Origin of the sequence: Citrobacter farmeri (genome assembly GCF_019048065.1) — a bacterium.
GTDB classification, from domain to species: Bacteria; Pseudomonadota; Gammaproteobacteria; order Enterobacterales; family Enterobacteriaceae; genus Citrobacter_A; species Citrobacter_A farmeri.
The window spans coordinates 4,583,372-4,603,144 of record NZ_CP077291.1 but is presented as its reverse complement, the minus strand read 5'-3'; the positions used below and the strand labels follow the sequence as shown (position 1 = coordinate 4,603,144).

The following is a 19,773-nucleotide window of genomic DNA, read 5'->3' as shown; positions in this document are numbered from 1 at the left end:
TCTCCAGGCCCGAGGATGCGGTTACGCTCTCGGGCTTTTTCTTTCTATTCAATCAGTTTCAGCAGCGGCGACAGGCACAGCAGGATCCCGTACAGCAAAATCAGCCAGGTTTTCAGACCGCGCAGTTTTTCCAGTGGAGCGACTTTATAAATCAGGAAGAATGGGATAAGGCAAGAGACGATGCCGTACAGTGGGCTGCCCAACTGGAAGAACACCAGCACGGAGACGCGAAACGAAACCCAGATCACCAGCGTGGTGACGATAAACGCGCAGATCCCTAACGTAATCACGCGCGAAGGAATTTTCCCGACGTTAACGACGCGACCCAGGACATTCAAAATAATCCCCTTCATTGCCTCGTGAAATCCCAGGTAGATCCCAAAGAACGCGGTCAGTACGGCAAAGATATTCAGTACCGTCGAGGTGACGTGGATAATCGGGCCCGGAATGACCTGCGCAGCTAACGCCAGTGCGGAAATGTTTTGTTCAAAGGCGGAGACCGCTTCCTCGTGGGTGATAGAGAAGGTGAACGAGAAGGAGAAGAACAGGATCACCGCGATGAGCGTGATGTAGCTGATGCGGTGGGTGCGAATCGCCATGCGGGTGGCCAGCACTCTGTCCGCTTCACGCTTGCGATAGGCAATATTCATCGGGTTGAGAACCTGAATGAAGACCGCCGAAAAGAAGCAGAAGGGGATCGTGAGCAACACGTCGCGAAAGAACACCGGGGCCTCCGGAAAGGCGGTGATATTGCTCAAGTTCCAGTGGGGGATCATCGCCAGCCCAAACACCACAATGATACCGACTTTCACCACTACCATCGGGCCGGAGATTTTAAAAAGCAACTTCTCGCCGCCGGAGGCGATCGCCACCAGAGCCGCAAAAATCGTCACTTTATAGAGCAACGACTGCGAAAGGTCGGCGTCAGTCAGGCCGAAGGTGCGGATATACGATGCGCTGTCGAACACCACGGAAAGCGAGTAAATAAATATGCCGTGGATAATCATCAGGAAGTAGATGACGCCAAGGAAGACACCCCAGTTTTTCCCCAGGTAATGGCTGATGACATCGGTATAGTCGTTGCAGGTTTCGCTCTCGGAGAGCGTTTTCAGGTAGATATCCTGCACGATCCAGGTGGCAGGGTAGGCAATCAGAGAGGCAGTGATAAAAACCCAGATGCCTTTCAACCCAATCTGTACCGGCATTAATACCGTTCCTGCGCCAATCGCCATGCCAATGCACAGTAATACCCAGCCAAAGTCGTAGCGGGTAAACGGTAAAGTCTGCGATCCCGGTTTGCCGGATGCGTGGTGAGTGGAAAGTGGTGATGTGTCGTGCTGCATGGAGTCCCCTGCCAAAAAGAGCCGTCACGGCTTAATGACCGCGAGGGGACGCAATTCTACAGAAGAGTGTGGGTCTCTGCCAGTTGGCTGATTGCGAGGCGTCACGCAAAGCGAAAACGTGTTGGATGTCGGGCAAGGCGGGTTACCGTAGAATCAGCCACAAGCCGGGTTTTCCCGGTGAGGCGCAACGTTGCGGGGGCTTGATCCCTGGCGGCATCGGTTGCTGGAAAGAGAAAACCCCCGCACGTTGTTTGGTCTAAACCTGGCAACAAAACGGGGGCTAACTTGATCCTCAACAAATCAAGAATAGCCGCGAACGGTTGCCATTGCAACACAGCCGGCGATATGACGCTGACTCAGTTAGGCATTGCCTTCTGGCACGATTTAGCAGCTCCAGCCATTGCCGGTATCATTGCGGGTATGGCTGTGAACTGGCTACGTAGCAGGAAGTAATGCGCTGATGGGCGTCTGCCTGCCGCAGTGGCAACATGCGCCCGAACCAGGCCGCAAGGGCGATCCTTGCGGCCTTTTTCGTTACTGCGGATACGGCACCCAATCGCCACCGTTCAGACGGACGTACGGTTTGTCCTGATACTGGATAACGACCGCGTTGGCGTTTTCCGAAACCGCCGCCGTCTGCGGCAGGTTGCTGGTGAGTTTCGCCCAGTCCACGCTGTCTTCGGTGAAGATCTTACCGTCAAGTACGCGCACCACCAGGTCAGAAATCGCCAGGTAGCTGCTTGGCTGGTTAATGACAATCGGCGCACCCTGATGCGGCGCTTTCATGCCGAAGAATTTCACCCCTGCCGGGACGTTCGTAATTGACGGGCTCGGGATATCACGTAGACCAGAGACCTGCATTCTGTCTCCTTTCAGCGCGCCGCCATGTTCAGGCACCACGACAACCATCACCTTACGCCCCGATTTCTCCAGTTCGGTGAAGAAGGCATCCAGCTCATCAAAGAATTTCTGTGCGCGGGCTTTGTAATCCGCCGTTTTGCTGACGCCCGGATAGTGGTTACCGTCGTGGAGTGGCAGCGTGTTGTAGAAGGTGGCGCTACGGGAATCTTTATCTTTCTCCGTGGTCTCCATCCAGCGTTGCAGCACCGCGGTGTCGTCATAAACCGGGGAACCATCAAAGCCCAACAGCGGCGCAGGTAAGCCTTTCTGATCCATCAGCTCAGCCTGCATTCCGCCGTTTTCACGAACCTCTTTCAGGAAGCCGCCGAACTCGCCGTTATGCCCCATCATCAGATGCTGCGTGAAACCCAGTTTTGACAGGTTATCAAACAGATAGCATTCGTTGCCTGCCGGTTGGTACAGGTTGGTGTGCGAGGGCTGTCCGCAACTGGCGCGTAACAGGCGAATCGCCGCCGGGCCGCTATAGGAGGTGGCAGAATTGAAGTGCTTAAACTGAATATCAAAATGCGACCACAGCGGGTGCGACATCAGTCCTGCGGCTTCAATATCGGACCATGAGAGGGAGCAGATATTGATGACCAGCAGCTCAAAAGGCTGCGCATCCGCAGGAAGCGCTGACGGGAAAGGTGTTTTGCGCTTGGCTTCCGCGTTGTAGAACGTGTTCAACCACGCATTGAGATTCGCCGAGGTCGGCGGCGCGGTCTGTGCCGGGATATCACCGACGACCGGCGCTCCTTCGGCGGTTGCGACCGTTTGTGCCGCCGTACCGCCCGTGGTGGTCACCGTGGTCGTTGGTTGGCCCGCTGGCCACAGAGAGAAACTGGGGCCTGCCAGCGTCAGGACGTTCAGCCAGACCAGAATCGCTACCACGAAGACGGTAATCCGAATCCATTGCGATAAAAACAGCCACGCGACCAGCAGGACAAACACCGCGCCAATCATCTGCCAGTTGATAAAGCGGGTGGCAAGATCCAGTAAATAGTCCGTGCTAAAACCCGCAACCTGTGAGCCCTGGCTCATAATGCTTTCCGGGCCAGGCAGCCAGGTGTCGTGCCAGAACAGACCAAAACCGATCGGAATGGCAATCCAGTGACGAATGCGATGCAGGCTGTAACGTGGAATAGGCATCAGCAGGAATGCCATAAAGACCAGGTTCAGCAGTGGGTGAAAATTAAGATAGCCCGCCCAGAGCAGGCCGAACTTCACCAGAAAATAGAAGTTCCAGCCAGAAAGGCCGCGCCAGTATTGCCAGAGTGGTGAAGGCAGTGATGCGTTTTGCGTTTGTTGAGTCATTTTTTCGTTGCCCTGGAAATCACCGTGCGGCGCAATGTTCCGGCCGGTTTAACATAACGAGGTTTTGCAAATAACAGCCGGGTCGTGTTACTGATCCGGCGTAGTGAATGACGCGCCAGATACCCCAGCGGGAAGAAAATCAGTGCGCAAACAACGATGATTTGCAGGATATCGCTGATAGTCATCATGATGAGCGCTCCACTTCGTCGTCCAGTAAGCGTAGCGGCTGCGGAATGCGCCGCCACGTCTTGCCATCATGCTCGGCGTTAATGACAGGTTTCACGTTCTGGGTCAGCGGCAGCGGTTGCCCCCACTGTTCTGGCGCCAGTAAGCGCATCTGCACCAGCTCAGCGCTGATGAGATTATCTTCAAACCAGACCATGCGGTTAGAAAAGAGATCGCCGGTCGGGAGCGGAAAGATGTGATTGAGCGCGGTATCAAGATCGTTCACGCGGCAAAACGACAAAAACAGGACCAGGCGGTTGCCGCCAATCGTCACGATATCGCCGGTACGGTGCGGGCGGCACATCGTTAAGGCTTGCTCAACGCGGATACCCGGAACGGGGCGCAACGCCACCATCACGCCTTTCCCGTCGGCAGGCAGCAGGGTGTTGCTCATCATGTTATTTACCGCTTCACAGAACACGTCCCACTTCTGGAAACCGCGCAGTTTCATCGGCTGGGTCATCGACAGAAGCGTTGTGATATCTTCCGGCACGTAGCGGCTAAATTGCTGACCCTGAACGCTTTCAATCAGCGTCAGACAACGCGAGAGCGGGGCGTTCCACGGAATCACCATATTGGCGCCGCAGCCTAACAGCAGACGTTCGTCGGTCGCGCGCAGGCTGGCGATGTTTTCCCGCACGAGGATTTTCAGCGCGCTTCCGCGCTGGCGACGCAGGGTATGAATGCTACGCGCCATCGGTTCAATCTGGCTGTTTTGCTGAAGCGAGAAGATCAACGTTGCCGCCTGAGCCGTGCGCGCCTCATTGAATAACGCTTCATTGTTATCGAATAAGGTCCAGTGTTCGGAGAGCGGCGGTGCGCCTTCCAGCACGGCGACATTACTCAGGATCTGTTTTTCATCGCTACGGGGTTGGATTTCAGCCTCTTCTTTCTGCGCCAGTTCCCACTGCCCCTCATGATGGCGGACGGTGAGTTGCTGACGAGCGCTGACTCCTTTTTCGTTGCACCAGAAAGCAATATCAAACAAATGCTGATCGCCCTGATAACGCATGCTGGCGAGGCCGTGAAGCGAGCGATATTCCCCCATTAATAAAGAGAATTGTTTATCGTTATTATTACCGGGGTTAAGCACCACTACAGAACAGTGATGGAGACGCGTCCATTTATTCATTTTGTCCAGCCACAGACGCAAACGTTCAACCGGTATATTTTGCCAGCCATTATTTGCGCAAATAAGAATGAATAAGTAATGCGTCGGATCAAGAGAGCAGAGCAAATCGCGGGTCATAAAGTATAGACCCTTCTCAGAATTTGGCATAGAAAATAACTGAATTTTTTCCGGGCCGTGAGATTCATCTAATTTGAATATTTTCCCAGGATCGCTGCCCATAGAAATGGCCGCGACTTTTGCAGTCCCGGTCTGAAAGGCAATCGTTTGATTCGCCAGGCTGATAGCATCTTCAACACGATCAGTGTTAACCCACCAGACTCCGCCGGCTGGCATATGGCGTAGTTCATCCCATAATGATGAGATGCCAATTGAAAATACAGGGTCCACAGCGTTCCTCGGGTCGCTATTTTATCTGTTTATCAGTTTACTAGCGAAAGCCCAGAAATAAACCTAACATTGAAATTAAAACGTATCAGATTTAGCATGTGAATCGATTTGACGAGCAAGAAGCCTTGTAACCTCGGCCTTTCCGATTCCATGACGCGTATTTATAACTCAGAAAATGAACAACATTTGACCTTATCGAATTTCGATGGGAACAGAGCGGAATGCGAACAGAAAAAATGTTTGAAGCATGGCGAGTCTATTCAAAGGGATAAAAAAATGTCTGACAACGAACCCGGCACGCAAACTGATTCAACATTGGGCTATACCTTTCAAAACGATTTCCTGGCATTAAGCCAGGCTTTTTCATTGCCAGAATTTGATTACACCGATATTTCCCAGCGTGAACAGCTTGCCGCCGCGATTAAACGCTGGCCGCTGTTAGCTGAATTTGCGCAACAACAATAAGGGAGCCGTGGATGGCCATTCTGGGACTTCAGGGCATACGGGGCGGGGTAGGAACGACGTCGATCGCTGCTGCGCTGGCCTGGTCATTGCAATTATTAGGGGAAAACGTACTGGTTGTTGATACCTGCCCCGATAATTTGCTGCGCCTGTCATTCAACGTCGATTTCAGCCATCGCGACGGCTGGGCCAGAGCGATGCTTGATGGTCGTGACTGGCGGGAAGGGGGGATGCGCTATACCTCGCAACTTGATTTGCTGCCGTTTGGTCAACTGACGGCTCAGGAGCGTGAATACCCCGACCGCTGGCTGGAACGACTGGGTGACATCGCGGCGGGCATTCGTGCTCTGAAAGAGAGTGGACGTTACTCATGGATTTTACTGGACCTGCCTCCAGGTTCCGCGCCGTTGATCCGGCAACTGGTTAATGAGTGTGACCACACGCTGGCGATTGTCAAAGCTGACACCAACTGCCATGTCCGTTTACATCAGCAGTCGCTGCCAGCGGGTGCGCATATTCTGATTAATGATTTACGTGTGGGCAGCCAGTTACAGGACGATCTCTACCAGGTCTGGCTACAGAGTCAACGTCGTCTGCTGCCGATGGTGGTTCACCGCGATGAAGCCGTGGCGGAGTGCATGGCAGCCAAACAACCGCTGGGTGAATACCGTAGTGACTCGCTGGCCGCAGAAGAAGTGCTGACGCTGGCAAACTGGTGTTTATTACATTACTCAGGCCGTGAAACTCCTGTCGGGAGCGTATCATGAGTGTCCTGTCCCGGTGGTTGCTTATCCCACCGGTCAGCGCCCGCTTAAGCGAGCGCTATCAGGGTTATCGTCGTCATGGCGCGTCGCCTTTTAGCGCGGCGCTGGGTTGTCTGTGGGTGATTCTCGCGTGGGTCTTTATCCCACTGGAGCATCCGCGCTGGCAGCGGATCCGTGCCGAACGCAAAGCGCTCTATCCCCATATTAACGCCGCGCGTCCGCGGCCTTTAGATCCAGCCCGCTACGCGATTCAGACCTTCTGGCTGATGGCGTCCTCGCCGCGTCAGGAGACGTCGCAGCCCCGCTGGCGGACCTTTTCCCGTATGCAAGGCTTCGTAGGGCGTTACCACCAGTGGATGGACGCACTACCGGGACGTGTGACGCAGAACACCACGCATCTGGATAAACAAAAAGAACTCGGCCATCTGAGCCCCGGCGCGCGTCGCTTTATCATCGGGATTATCGTCACTTTCTCGCTGATTCTGGCGCTGATTTGTGTCACCCAACCGTTTAACCCGCTGGCGCAATTTATCTTCCTGATGCTGTTGTGGGGCGTCGCGCTGATTGTGCGCCGTATGCCGGGCCGCTTCTCGGCGCTGATGCTGATTGTGCTGTCATTGACGGTATCGTGCCGCTATATCTGGTGGCGCTATACCTCCACGCTGAACTGGGATGACCCGGTGAGCCTGGTCTGCGGGCTGATCCTGCTGTTTGCCGAAACCTATGCGTGGATTGTGCTGGTGTTGGGCTACTTCCAGGTGGTCTGGCCGCTGAACCGCCAGCCGGTGCCACTGCCAAAAGATATGTCGCTGTGGCCGACGGTCGATATCTTTGTGCCAACCTATAACGAAGACCTTCACGTGGTGAAAAACACCATTTACGCGTCGCTGGGTATCGACTGGCCGAAAGATAAGCTCAATATCTGGATCCTTGACGATGGCGGACGCGAAGAGTTCCGCCAGTTCGCCCAGACCGTAGGGGTGAAATATATCGCCCGAACCACCCATGAACACGCCAAAGCCGGGAACATTAACAACGCGCTGAAATATGCCAAAGGTGAGTTCGTGTCGATCTTTGACTGCGACCACGTGCCGACGCGTTCGTTCCTGCAAATGACGATGGGCTGGTTCCTGAAAGACAAGAATCTGGCGATGATGCAGACGCCGCACCACTTCTTCTCGCCGGATCCGTTTGAACGTAACCTCGGACGTTTTCGCAAAACGCCGAATGAAGGCACGCTGTTTTACGGCCTGGTGCAGGACGGTAATGACATGTGGGATGCCACCTTCTTCTGCGGTTCTTGTGCGGTGATTCGCCGTAAACCGCTGGATGAAATCGGCGGTATTGCCGTTGAAACCGTAACGGAGGATGCGCATACGTCGCTGCGTCTGCACCGTCGCGGTTATACCTCCGCGTACATGCGTATTCCGCAGGCGGCGGGGCTGGCGACCGAAAGTTTGTCTGCCCATATCGGTCAGCGTATTCGTTGGGCGCGCGGGATGGTACAAATTTTCCGTCTCGACAACCCGTTGACCGGCAAGGGGCTGAAGTTCGCCCAGCGATTATGTTATGTCAACGCCATGTTCCACTTCCTGTCGGGTGTTCCGCGACTGATCTTCCTGACCGCCCCGCTGGCGTTCCTGCTACTACACGCCTATATCATCTATGCACCGGCGCTGATGATTGCGCTGTTCGTACTGCCGCACATGATTCACGCCAGCCTGACCAACTCGAAAATTCAGGGCAAATACCGCCACTCTTTCTGGAGTGAGATCTACGAAACGGTGTTGGCCTGGTATATCGCGCCGCCGACGCTGGTGGCGCTGATCAACCCGCACAAAGGGAAGTTTAACGTTACCGCGAAGGGTGGCCTGGTTGAAGAAGAGTATGTCGACTGGGTGATTTCCCGTCCGTACATCTACCTCGTGCTGATCAACCTGTTCGGCGTGGCGGTGGGCGTCTGGCGTTACTTCTACGGACCGGAAAATGAAATGCTGACCGTTATCGTCAGCCTGGTGTGGGTGTTCTACAACCTGATTATCCTCGGCGGCGCGGTGGCGGTGTCGGTTGAAAGTAAACAGGTTCGCCGCTCACATCGTGTCGAAATTTCCATGCCAGCCGCGATTGCCCGTGAAGATGGACACCTGTTCTCGTGCACCGTCCATGATTTCTCCGATGGCGGTCTGGGGATCAAGATCAACGGCCAGGCTCAGGTGCTGGAAGGGCAGAAGGTGAATTTACTGCTCAAGCGCGGTCAGCAGGAGTATGTCTTCCCGACGCAGGTGGCGCGCGTTTGGGGTGAACAGGTGGGGTTACAACTGATGCCGTTGACCACCAAACAGCATATCGATTTTGTGCAGTGTACTTTTGCCCGTGCCGATACATGGGCGCTCTGGCAGGACAGCTATCCGGAAGATAAGCCGCTGGAAAGCCTGTTGGATATTCTGAAGCTGGGTTTCCGTGGCTATCGCCATCTTGCGGAATTCTCCCCGTCTTCCGTCAAAATAATTTTCCGGTCTCTGACTTCTCTGGTTTCCTGGATTGTGTCGTTCATTCCACGCCGTCCGGAGCAGGACGAGGTGGCGGTGCAACAGCCGGATCAGGTTATGGCTCAACAATGATGATAACGCGATGAAAAGAAAACTTTCCTGGATTTGTGCAGTGGCAATGGGGATGAGCGCAATCCCTTCTTTCATGACGAATGCGACGCCTGCAACGCAACCACTGATAAATGCTGAGCCAACCGTGGCCCCGGCTGCGGCCGAACCTGCACCGGCAGATGCAAATCAGCCGGTGGGTCAGGTGATGCCGGGCGTACCGGGAGCCGATGCGCCGATTGTTGCGCAGAATGGTCCATCCCGTGACGTGAAACTGACTTTTGCGCAGATCGCGCCGCCGCCGGGCAGCATGGTGCTGCGTGGTGTGAACCCAAACGGCAGTATTGAGTTTGGCATGCGCAGTGATGAAGTGGTCTCTAAAGCCGTACTGAATCTGGAGTACACGCCATCGCCCTCACTGCTGCCAGTACAGTCGCAGCTCAAGGTCTACCTGAACGATGAACTGATGGGCGTGCTGCCGGTCACCCAGGAACAATTGGGTAAAAAGACGCTGGCGCAAATGCCGATCAACCCGCTGTTTATCACCGATTTTAACCGCGTGCGGCTGGAGTTTGTTGGCCACTATCAGCAGGTTTGTGAAAACCCGGCCAGCAGTACGTTGTGGCTGGACGTCGGTCGCAGCAGCGTGCTGAACCTCACCTACCAGACGCTGGAAGTGCAAAACGATCTCTCACACTTCCCGGTACCGTTTTTCGATCCGCGTGATAACCGTGCAGTGACGCTGCCAATGGTCTTTGCCGGAGCGCCAGATCGTACTCTGCAACAGGCGGCGTCGATCGTTTCTTCCTGGTTTGGTTCACGGGCGGGCTGGCGGGGTCAGCATTTCCCGGTGCTGTACAACGCGCTGCCGGATCGTAATGCAATCGTCTTTGCCACCAATGACAAACGCCCTGATTTCCTGCGTGAACATCCGCCGGTGAAAGCGCCGGTTATCGAAATGATCGGTCATCCGGATAACCCCTACGTGAAACTGCTGGTGGTGTTTGGTCGTGACGATAACGATCTGCTGCAGGCGGCGAAAGGGATTGCCCAGGGCAACATTCTCTTTCGCGGGAGCAGCGTGGAAGTGAACGACGTGAAGCCGCTGTTGGCGCGTAAACCGTATGATGCGCCAAACTGGGTCCGTACCGATCGCCCGGTGACCTTCGGCGAACTGAAAACTTATGAAGAGCAGTTGCAGTCTACCGGGATGGAACCTGCCGCCATCAACGTCTCTCTGAACCTGCCGCCGGATCTCTATCTGCTGCGCAGTACCGGTATTGATATGAACCTCAATTACCGTTACACCACGCCGCCGACCAAAGACAGCTCGCGCATGGATATCAGCCTGAACAACCAGTTCCTGCAAGCTTTTAGCCTGACCAGCAATGAGAAGAGCAACCGTCTGCTGCTGCGTCTGCCGGTGCTGCAAGGGCTGCTGGACGGGAAAACAGATGTTGCCATCCCGGCGCTGAAGCTGGGTGCGATGAACCAACTGCGGTTTGACTTCGAATACATGAACCCGATGCCGGGCGGCTCGATTGAAAACTGTATTACCTTCCAGCCGGTGCCAAACCACGTGGTGATTGGTGACGACTCCACCATCGACTTCTCGAAGTACTACCACTTCATTGCGATGCCGGATCTGCGCGCGTTTGCGAACGCGGGCTTCCCGTTCAGCCGTATGGCGGATCTGTCGGAAACCATCACCGTGATGCCGAAAAATCCGAACGAAGCGCAGATGGAAACCCTGCTTGATGCCACCGCGACCATTGGCGCACAAACTGGCTTCCCGGCGATTAACCTGACTATCACCGATGACAGCAGCCAGATTCAGGGCAAAGAGGCTGACATTCTGATTATCGGGTCGATCCCGGACAAACTGAAAGACGACAAGCGTATCGACCTGTTAGTCCAGGCGGCGGAGAGCTGGGTGAAAACCCCGATGCGTCAGACGACATTCCCGAGCATCATGCCGGATGAAGCCGACCGTAAAGCGGATGCGCAGGCGACAGTGACGTCAAGTGGACCGATGGCGGCGGTTGTCGGCTTCCAGTCACCGTTCAACGATCAGCGTAGCGTGATTGCACTGCTGGCAGACAGTCCGCGCGGCTATGAGTTGTTGAACCAGGCCATCAATGACAGCGGTAAACGGGCGGCAATGTTTGGTTCCGTCTCCGTGATCCGAGAATCTGGCGTGAGCAGTTTACGCGTCGGCGATATCTACTACGTAGGTCATCTGCCATGGTTTGAACGTCTGTGGTACGCGCTGGCCAACCATCCGGTGCTGTTGGCAGTCCTGGCGGCCATCAGCGTGGTGTTACTGGCCTGGGTGCTGTGGCGTCTGCTGCGCATCATCAGTCGCCGCCGTCTCGATCCGGATCATGAGTGATAAATAATGAACGCGTTGCGTAGTGGGATAGTCATGGTGTTAATGCTGGCCGCGCTGAGTGTACAGGCGGCCTGTACCTGGCCCGCATGGGATCAATTTAAAAAGGATTACATCAGTCAGGAAGGGCGGGTGATTGACCCCAGCGACGCACGCAAAATCACCACCTCGGAAGGGCAAAGTTATGCGATGTTCTTTGCCCTCGCCGCCAACGATCGCCAGGCTTTTGATTCGTTACTGGCATGGACGCAGAACAACCTCGCGCAGGGGTCGTTGCAGGAGCATCTGCCCGCCTGGCTGTGGGGACAGAAAGATCCCTCCACCTGGGCGGTGCTGGATAGTAACTCCGCTTCTGATGGCGATATCTGGATCGCGTGGTCGCTGCTGGAGGCGGGACGCTTGTGGAAGGAACCGCGCTATACCGACATCGGAAAAGCCCTGCTGAAACGGATTGCCAGCGAAGAAGTGGTAACGGTGCCGGGGCTGGGCTCCATGCTGTTACCCGGCAGGATCGGTTTTGCCGATGCCACTTCCTGGCGTTTTAACCCGAGCTATCTGCCGCCGCAACTGGCGCAGTATTTCACCCGCTTCGGCGCACCGTGGTCCACGCTACGCGAAACCAACCAGCGACTGCTGTTGGAAACGGCACCGAAAGGCTTCTCGCCAGACTGGGTCCGTTACGAGAAAAACAAAGGCTGGCAGTTGAAGCCAGAGAAAACGCTGGTCAGCAGTTACGACGCGATTCGCGTCTACCTGTGGGCGGGCATGATGCATGACGGCGACCCGCAGAAAGCGCGGCTGCTGGCAAAATTTAAACCGATGGCAACCCTGACAACTAAAAACGGTCTCCCGCCGGAGAAAGTGGACGTCGCCAGCGGCAAAGCCCAGGGCAATGGCCCGGTGGGCTTTTCTGCAGCCTTACTGCCTTTCCTGCAAAACCGCGACGCACAAGCGGTGCAGCGACAGCGCGTGACAGACCATTTCCCTGGCAGCGATGCCTACTATAGCTACGTGCTAACCCTCTTCGGACAAGGTTGGGATCAGCATCGTTATCGCTTCACCGCTAAAGGTGAGCTACTACCTGACTGGGGCCAGGAATGCGCAAGTTCAAATTAAGTTTACTCGGGGTCTCACTCGGCATTGCCCTGATGCCCTTTGCCAACGCCGCGCCGTCGGCGCAACAGCAGTTGCTGGAGCAGGTGCGGTTGGGCGAAGCCACGCACCGTGAAGATCTGGTGCGTCAGTCGCTCTATCGCCTCGAACTGATTGACCCGAATAATCCGGAGGTGGTCGCCGCCCGTTTTCGCTACATGCTGCGTCAGGGTGATAACGACGGCGCGCAGAAGCAGCTCGACCGACTTTCTCAGTTAGCGCCGAGTTCTAACGCCTATAAATCGTCGCAAACCACCATGTTGCTGGCGACGCCGGACGGACGTCAGTCGTTGCAGCAGGCGCGCCTCCAGGCGACGACCGGGCATGCTGAAGAGGCGGTTGCCGCCTACGATAAGTTGTTCAAGGGCAACCCGCCGGAAGGCGACCTGGAAGTCGAGTACTGGAGCGCGGTGGCAAAAATTCCTGCCCGTCGTAATCAGGCGATCAATCAGTTGAAGGCGATTAACGCCCGCAGTCCGGGCAATAACACGCTGCAAAATATGCTGGCGCAATTGCTGTTTGATAACGATCGTCCGGCTGAAGGCTTTGTGATTCTGGAGCAGATGGCGAAATCCAACTCCGGGCGGAATGCCGCAGCCAATATCTGGTACACGCAGATCAAGGATCTGCCGGTCAGCGATGCCAGCGTGAAGGCGCTGCAAAAATACCTCACGGTTTTCAGTGAAGGGGACAGCGTAGCCGCTGCGCGCAGTAAGCTTAGCGAACAGCAAAAACAACTCTCCGATCCGACATTCCGCGCACGTGCGCAGGGTCTGGCGGCAGTCGAAGCCGGGCAAGGCGGACGGGCGGTTTCTGAATTACAGCAGGCGGTGAGAGCCAACCAAAGCGACAGCGAAGCCGTGGGCGCGCTGGGGCAGGCCTATTCTCAGCGTGGCGATCGTGCCAGCGCCGTTGCGCAGTTTAAGAAAGCGCTGGCGATGGATCCGCAAAGCGGGAGTCGCAGCAAGTGGGAAAGCCTGCTGAAAGTGAACAGCTACTGGCTGGCGATTCAGCAGGGCGACGCCGCGCTGAAAGCCAACAATGTTGATCAGGCTGAGCGCCTCTATCAGCAGGCCAGAAACATCGACAATACCGACAGCTACGCAGTGCTGGGGTTGGGCGATGCGGCAATGGCGCGGAAAGATTATCCGGCTGCCGAGCGCTACTACCAGCAGACGCTGCGCATGGATAGCAGTAACACCAATGCTGTACGCGGTCTGGCAAACCTTTATCGCGCGCAGTCGCCGGAGAAAGCCTCCGCGTTTATCGCCACGCTTTCTGCCAGTCAGCGTCGCAGTATTGATGACATTGAACGCGGTCTGGAAAACGATCGCCTGGCGCAGCAGGCTGAAGCGCTGGAGAACCAGGGCAACTGGGCGCAAGCGGCGGAACTGCAACGCCGTCGACTGGCGCTGGATCCGGGCAGCGTCTGGGTAACCTATCGGCTGTCACGCGATCTGTGGCAGGCCGGGCAGCGTAGCCAGGCTGACGCACAGATGAGCGCGCTGGCGCGTCAGAAACCAAATGACCCGGAACAGGTTTACGCGTACGGACTGTACCTGTCCGGCAATAATCAGGATCGGGCGGCGCTGGCGCATATCAATAGCCTGCCGCGCAGTCAGTGGAACAGCAACATTCAGGAACTGGCAGATCGGTTGCAGAGCAACCAGGTGCTGGAAACGGCTAACCGCCTGCGCGACAGCGGCCGGGAAGCCGAGGCCGAAGCGCTGTTACGCCAACAGCCTGCTTCGACCCGTCTCGACTTAACGTTGGCCGACTGGGCGCAGCAGCGCGGGGAATACAATGCGGCGCGAGGTGATTACGACGCCGTACTGGCGCGCGAACCGGACAACGTCGATGCGATGCTGGGGCTGACAGAAGTGTACATCGCCCAGGGCGACAAGCCTGCCGCGCGAGCGCAACTGGCAAAACTGCCGGCGACGCAGACTCCGTCGATCAACATGCAGCGGCGGATCGCGCTGGCCCAGATGCAGCTTGGCGATACCGCCGCCGCAACACAGACCTTCAATACGCTGATTCCGCAGGCCAAAGCGCAGCCGCCGTCGATGGAAAGCGCGATGGTACTCCGTGACGCCGCGAATTTTCAGGCGCAGAGCGGTGAGCCTCAGCAAGCGCTCGACACGTACAAAGACGCGATGGTGGCGTCCGGCATCACCCCAACGCGTCCGCAGGATAACGATACCTTTACCCGTCTGACCCGTAACGATGAGAAAGATGACTGGCTGAAGCGCGGCGTGCGCAGCGATGCGGCGGATTTATATCGTCAGCAGGATCTGAACGTCACGCTGGAGCATGACTACTGGGGATCGAGCGGCACCGGCGGTTATTCCGATCTGAAAGCGCATACCACCATGCTGCATGTGGATGCGCCGTATTCTGACGGTCGCATGTTCTTCCGTACCGATCTGGTCAACATGAATGCAGGCAGCTTCTCAACCGATGCGAATGGCCGCTATGACAATAACTGGGGCACCTGTACGCTGGAAGACTGTAGCGGCAGCCGCAGCCAGTCAGATACCGGGGCGAGCGTCGCCGTTGGCTGGAAGAATGACACCTGGAGCTGGGATATCGGTACTACGCCGATGGGCTTTAACGTTGTCGATGTGGTGGGCGGCGTCAGTTACAGCAATGACATTGGGCCGTTGGGTTATACCCTGAACGCGCACCGTCGACCCATTTCCAGTTCTCTGCTGGCCTTTGGCGGACAGAAAGATGCGCAGAGCCACAACGGTGACAGCAACGACATCAATACGGGTAAGAAATGGGGCGGCGTCCGCGCTGACGGCGGTGGGATTAGTCTCAGCTACGACAAAGGCGAAGCCAACGGCGTCTGGGCTTCACTTGGCGCCGATCGGTTAACCGGGAAGAATGTTGAAGATAACTGGCGTGTCCGCTGGATGACCGGTTATTACTACAAAATCATCAACGAGAATAACCGTCGCGTGACCGTGGGTCTGAACAATATGATCTGGCACTACGACAAAGACCTGAGCGGTTATTCTCTGGGTCACGGCGGCTACTACAGCCCGCAAGAATATCTGTCTTTCGCTGTGCCGGTAATGTGGCGCCAGCGGACAGAAAACTGGTCCTGGGAACTGGGGGGCTCTGTATCCTGGTCACATTCCCGTACTAAAACGATGCCGCGTTATCCACTGCTGAACCTTATTCCGACGGATTACCAGCAAGAGGCCAGCGATCAAACGAATGGAGGGGGCAGCAGCCAGGGCTTTGGTTACACCGCGCGGGCGCTGATCGAGCGTCGGGTGACGTCTAACTGGTTTATCGGGACGGCTGTTGATATTCAACAGGCGAAGGATTATACCCCGAGCCATTTTTTACTGTATGTCCGCTATTCCGCCGCAGGATGGCAAGGGGACATGGATCTGCCGCCGCAGCCGCTGGTGCCGTACGCGGACTGGTAAGGGTTATGATCGCAGGGCGGATAAGCGCTGTGCTATCCGCCAGCCAATCATCGGAAAAATCCTTTTCAGATACAGCCTCTCTTAATGCCGCCGCGATCGGGTATACTCGGGCGGCAATCTGGGATATCCGGGGGAGACAATATTGCGCGTCAGTCGCTCGTTAACAATTAAACAGATGGCAATGGTGGCTGCCGTTGTCATGGTGTTTGTATTTCTGTTTTGTACCGTTTTGCTGTTTCATCTGGTACAGCAGAACCGCTATAACACGGCGACGCAACTGGAAAGTATTGCCCGTTCTGTACGTGAACCTTTGTCTGCCTCAATTTTAAAAGCCGATATTCCCGGTGCCGAAGCGATTCTCGCCAGTATCAAACCCGCCGGGGTGGTACAACGGGCCGATGTGGTCCTACCGAACCAGTTTCAGGCGCTGCGCATGAGCTTTATCCCTGAGCGACCCGTGCCGGTGATGGTGACCCGACTCTTTGAACTGCCGGTGCAGATCTCGCTGCCCGTCTATTCGCTTGAGCGTCCTGCAAATCCGCAGCCGCTGGCATATCTGGTGCTCCAGGCCGACTCATTCCGCATGTATAAGTTTGTGATGAGCACGCTGTCTACGTTAGTGACCATTTACTTACTTTTAACCCTGATGCTGACGGTGGCCATTAGCTGGTGCGTAAATCGCTTGATTTTGCACCCGCTGCGCAAAATTGCCCGCGAGCTGAATAACATTCCACAACAGGATTTGATTGGACATCAGCTGGCGTTGCCGCGTCTGCACCATGACGATGAGATTGGCCTGTTGGTGCGCAGTTACAACCTCAATCAACAGTTGGTCCAGCGTCACAGTGAAGAGCAGACGGACAATGCAATGCGTTTTCCGGTCTCTGAACTGCCAAACAAAGCGTTCCTGATGGGGCTGCTCGAGCAGGTTGTCGCGCGTCGGCAGACTACGGCGCTGATGATTGTCACTTGTGAAACGCTACGCGATACGGCCGGTGTGCTGAAAGAAGCGCAGCGCGAGATTCTGCTACTGACGCTGGTGGAGAAGCTAAAATCGGTGCTGTCGCCGAGAATGGTGCTCGCACAGGTCAGCGGTTACGATTTTGCCATTATCGCCCATGGCGTCAAAGAGCCGTGGCATGCGATCACGTTAGGTCAGCAAGTACTCACTATCATCAATGAACGACTGCCGGTACAGGGGATCCAACTTCGCCCAAGCTGCTGCATTGGCGTGGCGATGTATTATGGCGATCTCAGTGCCGAACAGCTCTACGGACGTGCGGTCTCTGCGGCGTTTACCGCCCGGCGCAAGGGCAAAAACCAGATTCAGTTCTTCGACCCTGAGCAGATGGCTGCGGCCCAGAAGCGGCTAACCGAAGAGAGCGATATTCTTACCGCACTGGACAACCACCGTTTTGCCCTGTGGTTACAGCCTCAGGTGGAGATGAGCAGTGGCAAGGTGGTGAGCGCGGAAGCGTTGCTGCGCATGCAGCAGCCGGACGGAAGCTGGGAATTGCCGGAAGGACTGATTGAGCGGATTGAGTCCTGCGGCCTGATGGTCACCGTGGGTCATTGGGTGCTGGAGGAGTCCTGCCGCCAGCTTGCGGCCTGGCAGGAACGAGGGATCACGCTGCCGCTGTCGGTCAATCTGTCGGCACTCCAGTTGATGCACCCGAATATGGTGTCAGACATGCTGGAGCTGTTAAACCGTTACCGTATCCAGCCAGGTTCGCTTATTCTTGAAGTAACAGAGAGTCGGCGGATCGACGATCCCCATGCCGCTGTGGCAATACTGCGTCCGCTGCGCAACGCCGGCGTGCGTATTGCACTCGACGATTTCGGCATGGGCTACGCGGGGCTACGCCAGCTCCAGCACATGAAATCCCTGCCAGTCGACGTGCTGAAAATCGACAAAATGTTTGTCGATGGCCTGCCAGAAGATAACAGCATGATCTCGGCCATTATCCTGTTGGCGCGTAGTCTGAATCTACAGATGGTGGCGGAAGGCGTCGAGACCGAAGCACAGCGTGAATGGCTGGCGGAGGCGGGCGTTGAAATTGCTCAGGGCTTCCTTTATGCCCGCGCAGTACCCGCAGAAACCTTCGAAGAACGTTATCTGAAGCACAATTGACGTGATTACAATACTTTAAAAAGGCCCGGCTTGTGCGAGCCAGCTCAAGGTTTTTAACATTTTTGTTTCAATTATGATCCTGGTGCATTTCTGCCATGTTGTCTGGGTGTTATTTTAAGGCCGCAGGTTAACCAAAACCTTACAAGACCTGTGGTTTTTACTTCAAGGACACCCTATGAAAATCTCTCTGTTTAAAAGCCTCTACTTTCAGGTCCTGACAGCAATTGCCATTGGTATTCTCCTTGGCCATTACTACCCTGAATTAGGCGCACAAATGAAACCGCTTGGCGACGCGTTCGTTAAGCTGATCAAGATGGTCATCGCACCGGTTATCTTCTGTACTGTCGTGACTGGCATTGCAGGTATGGAAAGTATGAAAGCGGTGGGCCGTACGGGTGCAGTCGCGCTGCTTTACTTTGAGATTGTCAGTACGATTGCACTGATCATTGGTCTCATCATCGTTAACGTAGTGCAACCTGGTGCCGGGATGAACGTTGATCCGGCAACGCTGGATGCGAAAGCGGTAGCGATTTACGCCGAACAGGCAAAAGACCAGGGAATCGTGGGCTTCCTGATGGATATTATTCCGGGCAGCGTCATTGGCGCCTTTGCCAGCGGTAACATCCTGCAGGTTCTGCTGTTTGCGGTGATGTTTGGGTTTGCCCTGCACCGCCTGGGCAGCAAAGGCCAGTTGATTTTCAACGTCATTGAAAGCTTCTCGCAGGTCATTTTCGGCATCATCAACATGATCATGCGTTTGGCACCAATTGGGGCGTTCGGGGCGATGGCCTTTACCATCGGTAAATACGGCGTGGGTACGCTGGTGCAGTTGGGACAACTGATCGTCTGCTTCTACATCACCTGTATTCTGTTTGTGGTGGTGGTACTGGGTTCAATTGCCCGCGCCACAGGCTTCAGCATCTTTAAATTTATTCGTTATATCCGTGAAGAACTGCTGATCGTGCTGGGCACCTCCTCTTCCGAGTCTGCGCTGCCGCGTATGCTCGACAAGATGGAGAAACTTGGCTGTCGCAAGTCGGTCGTGGGGCTGGTTATTCCCACCGGGTATTCGTTTAACCTTGATGGGACATCGATATACCTGACGATGGCGGCGGTGTTTATCGCCCAGGCCACCAACAGTCATATGGATATCTTCCATCAGATTACATTGCTGGTGGTTCTGCTGCTCTCCTCTAAAGGGGCGGCGGGCGTCACCGGAAGTGGCTTTATCGTGCTGGCGGCGACCATTTCTGCGGTTGGCCATCTGCCGGTTGCCGGTCTGGCGCTTATCCTGGGTATCGACCGCTTCATGTCTGAAGCCCGTGCGCTGACCAACCTGGTCGGTAACGGCGTGGCAACGGTGGTTGTGGCGAAGTGGGTGAAGGAACTGGACCACAAGAAGCTTGACGATGTGCTGAATAATCGTGCACCTGAAGGCAAAACGCACGAAATATCCTCTTAATCTCGACACTTATGACCGCAGTCCCTTGTGGGGCTGCGGGCTCCTGCGCATAATTGACCCCTGGGCCCGAAT

General features: G+C 55.6%; 13 protein-coding genes. 9 read left to right on the top strand and 4 right to left on the bottom strand.

All coding sequences use genetic code 11. The annotated features are described in order from the left end of the window. Positions 1-44: 44 nt before the first annotated feature. Positions 45-1,343 (bottom strand): SLC5/6 family protein, encoded by a 1,299-nt coding sequence (locus I6L53_RS21735; protein WP_042323165.1) that lies wholly within the window; start codon positions 1,341-1,343, stop codon positions 45-47. 345 nt (positions 1,344-1,688) lie between these two features. Here I6L53_RS21735 and I6L53_RS21730 point away from each other — a divergent pair, with 345 nt between their 5' ends. Then, on the top strand, positions 1,689-1,796 hold the full coding sequence (locus I6L53_RS21730) for a type I toxin-antitoxin system toxin Ldr family protein (protein ID WP_042323163.1): 108 nt from the start codon (positions 1,689-1,691) through the stop codon (positions 1,794-1,796). A gap of 81 nt (positions 1,797-1,877) precedes the next feature. Here the strand turns inward: I6L53_RS21730 and bcsG are convergent, their stop codons facing one another. From bcsG to bcsE, 3 genes are read right to left on the bottom strand one after another with little or no spacing between them, the layout of a single operon-like run. Further along, positions 1,878-3,557 (bottom strand): cellulose biosynthesis protein BcsG, encoded by a 1,680-nt coding sequence (gene bcsG / locus I6L53_RS21725; RefSeq protein WP_042323162.1) that lies wholly within the window; start codon positions 3,555-3,557, stop codon positions 1,878-1,880. After that, positions 3,554-3,745 (bottom strand): cellulose biosynthesis protein BcsF, encoded by a 192-nt coding sequence (gene bcsF / locus I6L53_RS21720; RefSeq protein WP_042323160.1) that lies wholly within the window; start codon positions 3,743-3,745, stop codon positions 3,554-3,556. Before bcsF ends, bcsG begins: the two co-directional genes overlap by 4 nt. Next, a complete protein-coding gene (bcsE, locus tag I6L53_RS21715; RefSeq protein WP_042323158.1) occupies positions 3,742-5,301 on the bottom strand; it encodes a cellulose biosynthesis c-di-GMP-binding protein BcsE in 1,560 nt (519 codons plus the stop codon). The genes bcsF and bcsE overlap by 4 nt, the downstream gene beginning before the upstream one ends. A 276-nt stretch (positions 5,302-5,577) precedes the next feature. On the opposite strand from bcsE, the gene bcsR reads away from it, so the two are divergent. The 8 genes from bcsR (at position 5,578) to dctA (ending at position 19,701) form a co-directional block, all read left to right on the top strand. Next, positions 5,578-5,766 carry a cellulose biosynthesis protein BcsR gene (gene bcsR, locus I6L53_RS21710; protein WP_042323607.1) on the top strand — a complete coding sequence of 63 codons (189 nt, stop codon included), beginning with the start codon at positions 5,578-5,580 and terminating at the stop codon, positions 5,764-5,766. Positions 5,767-5,777: 11 nt separating this feature from the next. Beyond that, a complete protein-coding gene (gene bcsQ, locus I6L53_RS21705; RefSeq protein ID WP_042323156.1) occupies positions 5,778-6,530 on the top strand; it encodes a cellulose biosynthesis protein BcsQ in 753 nt (250 codons plus the stop codon). Next, the gene (gene bcsA, locus I6L53_RS21700; RefSeq protein WP_042323154.1) at positions 6,527-9,148 is read left to right on the top strand and encodes a UDP-forming cellulose synthase catalytic subunit; all 2,622 of its coding nucleotides are present in this window, start codon (positions 6,527-6,529) and stop codon (positions 9,146-9,148) included. Before bcsQ ends, bcsA begins: the two co-directional genes overlap by 4 nt. Before the next feature lie 10 nt (positions 9,149-9,158). After that, positions 9,159-11,516: a cellulose biosynthesis cyclic di-GMP-binding regulatory protein BcsB gene (gene bcsB / locus I6L53_RS21695; protein WP_042323152.1), complete on the top strand. Its 2,358-nt coding sequence runs from the start codon at positions 9,159-9,161 to the stop codon at positions 11,514-11,516. 6 nt (positions 11,517-11,522) lie between these two features. Then, positions 11,523-12,629, top strand: a complete 1,107-nt coding sequence (bcsZ, locus tag I6L53_RS21690) for a cellulose synthase complex periplasmic endoglucanase BcsZ (RefSeq protein ID WP_042323150.1) — start codon at positions 11,523-11,525, stop codon at positions 12,627-12,629. After that, on the top strand, positions 12,611-16,108 hold the full coding sequence (gene bcsC / locus I6L53_RS21685) for a cellulose synthase complex outer membrane protein BcsC (RefSeq protein WP_042323147.1): 3,498 nt from the start codon (positions 12,611-12,613) through the stop codon (positions 16,106-16,108). Before bcsZ ends, bcsC begins: the two co-directional genes overlap by 19 nt. A gap of 142 nt (positions 16,109-16,250) precedes the next feature. Beyond that, positions 16,251-18,239, top strand: a complete 1,989-nt coding sequence (gene hmsP / locus I6L53_RS21680) for a biofilm formation regulator HmsP (protein ID WP_042323145.1) — start codon at positions 16,251-16,253, stop codon at positions 18,237-18,239. Between the two features lie 175 nt (positions 18,240-18,414). Then, positions 18,415-19,701, top strand: a complete 1,287-nt coding sequence (dctA, locus tag I6L53_RS21675) for a C4-dicarboxylate transporter DctC (RefSeq protein WP_042323143.1) — start codon at positions 18,415-18,417, stop codon at positions 19,699-19,701. Positions 19,702-19,773 lie beyond the last annotated feature (72 nt).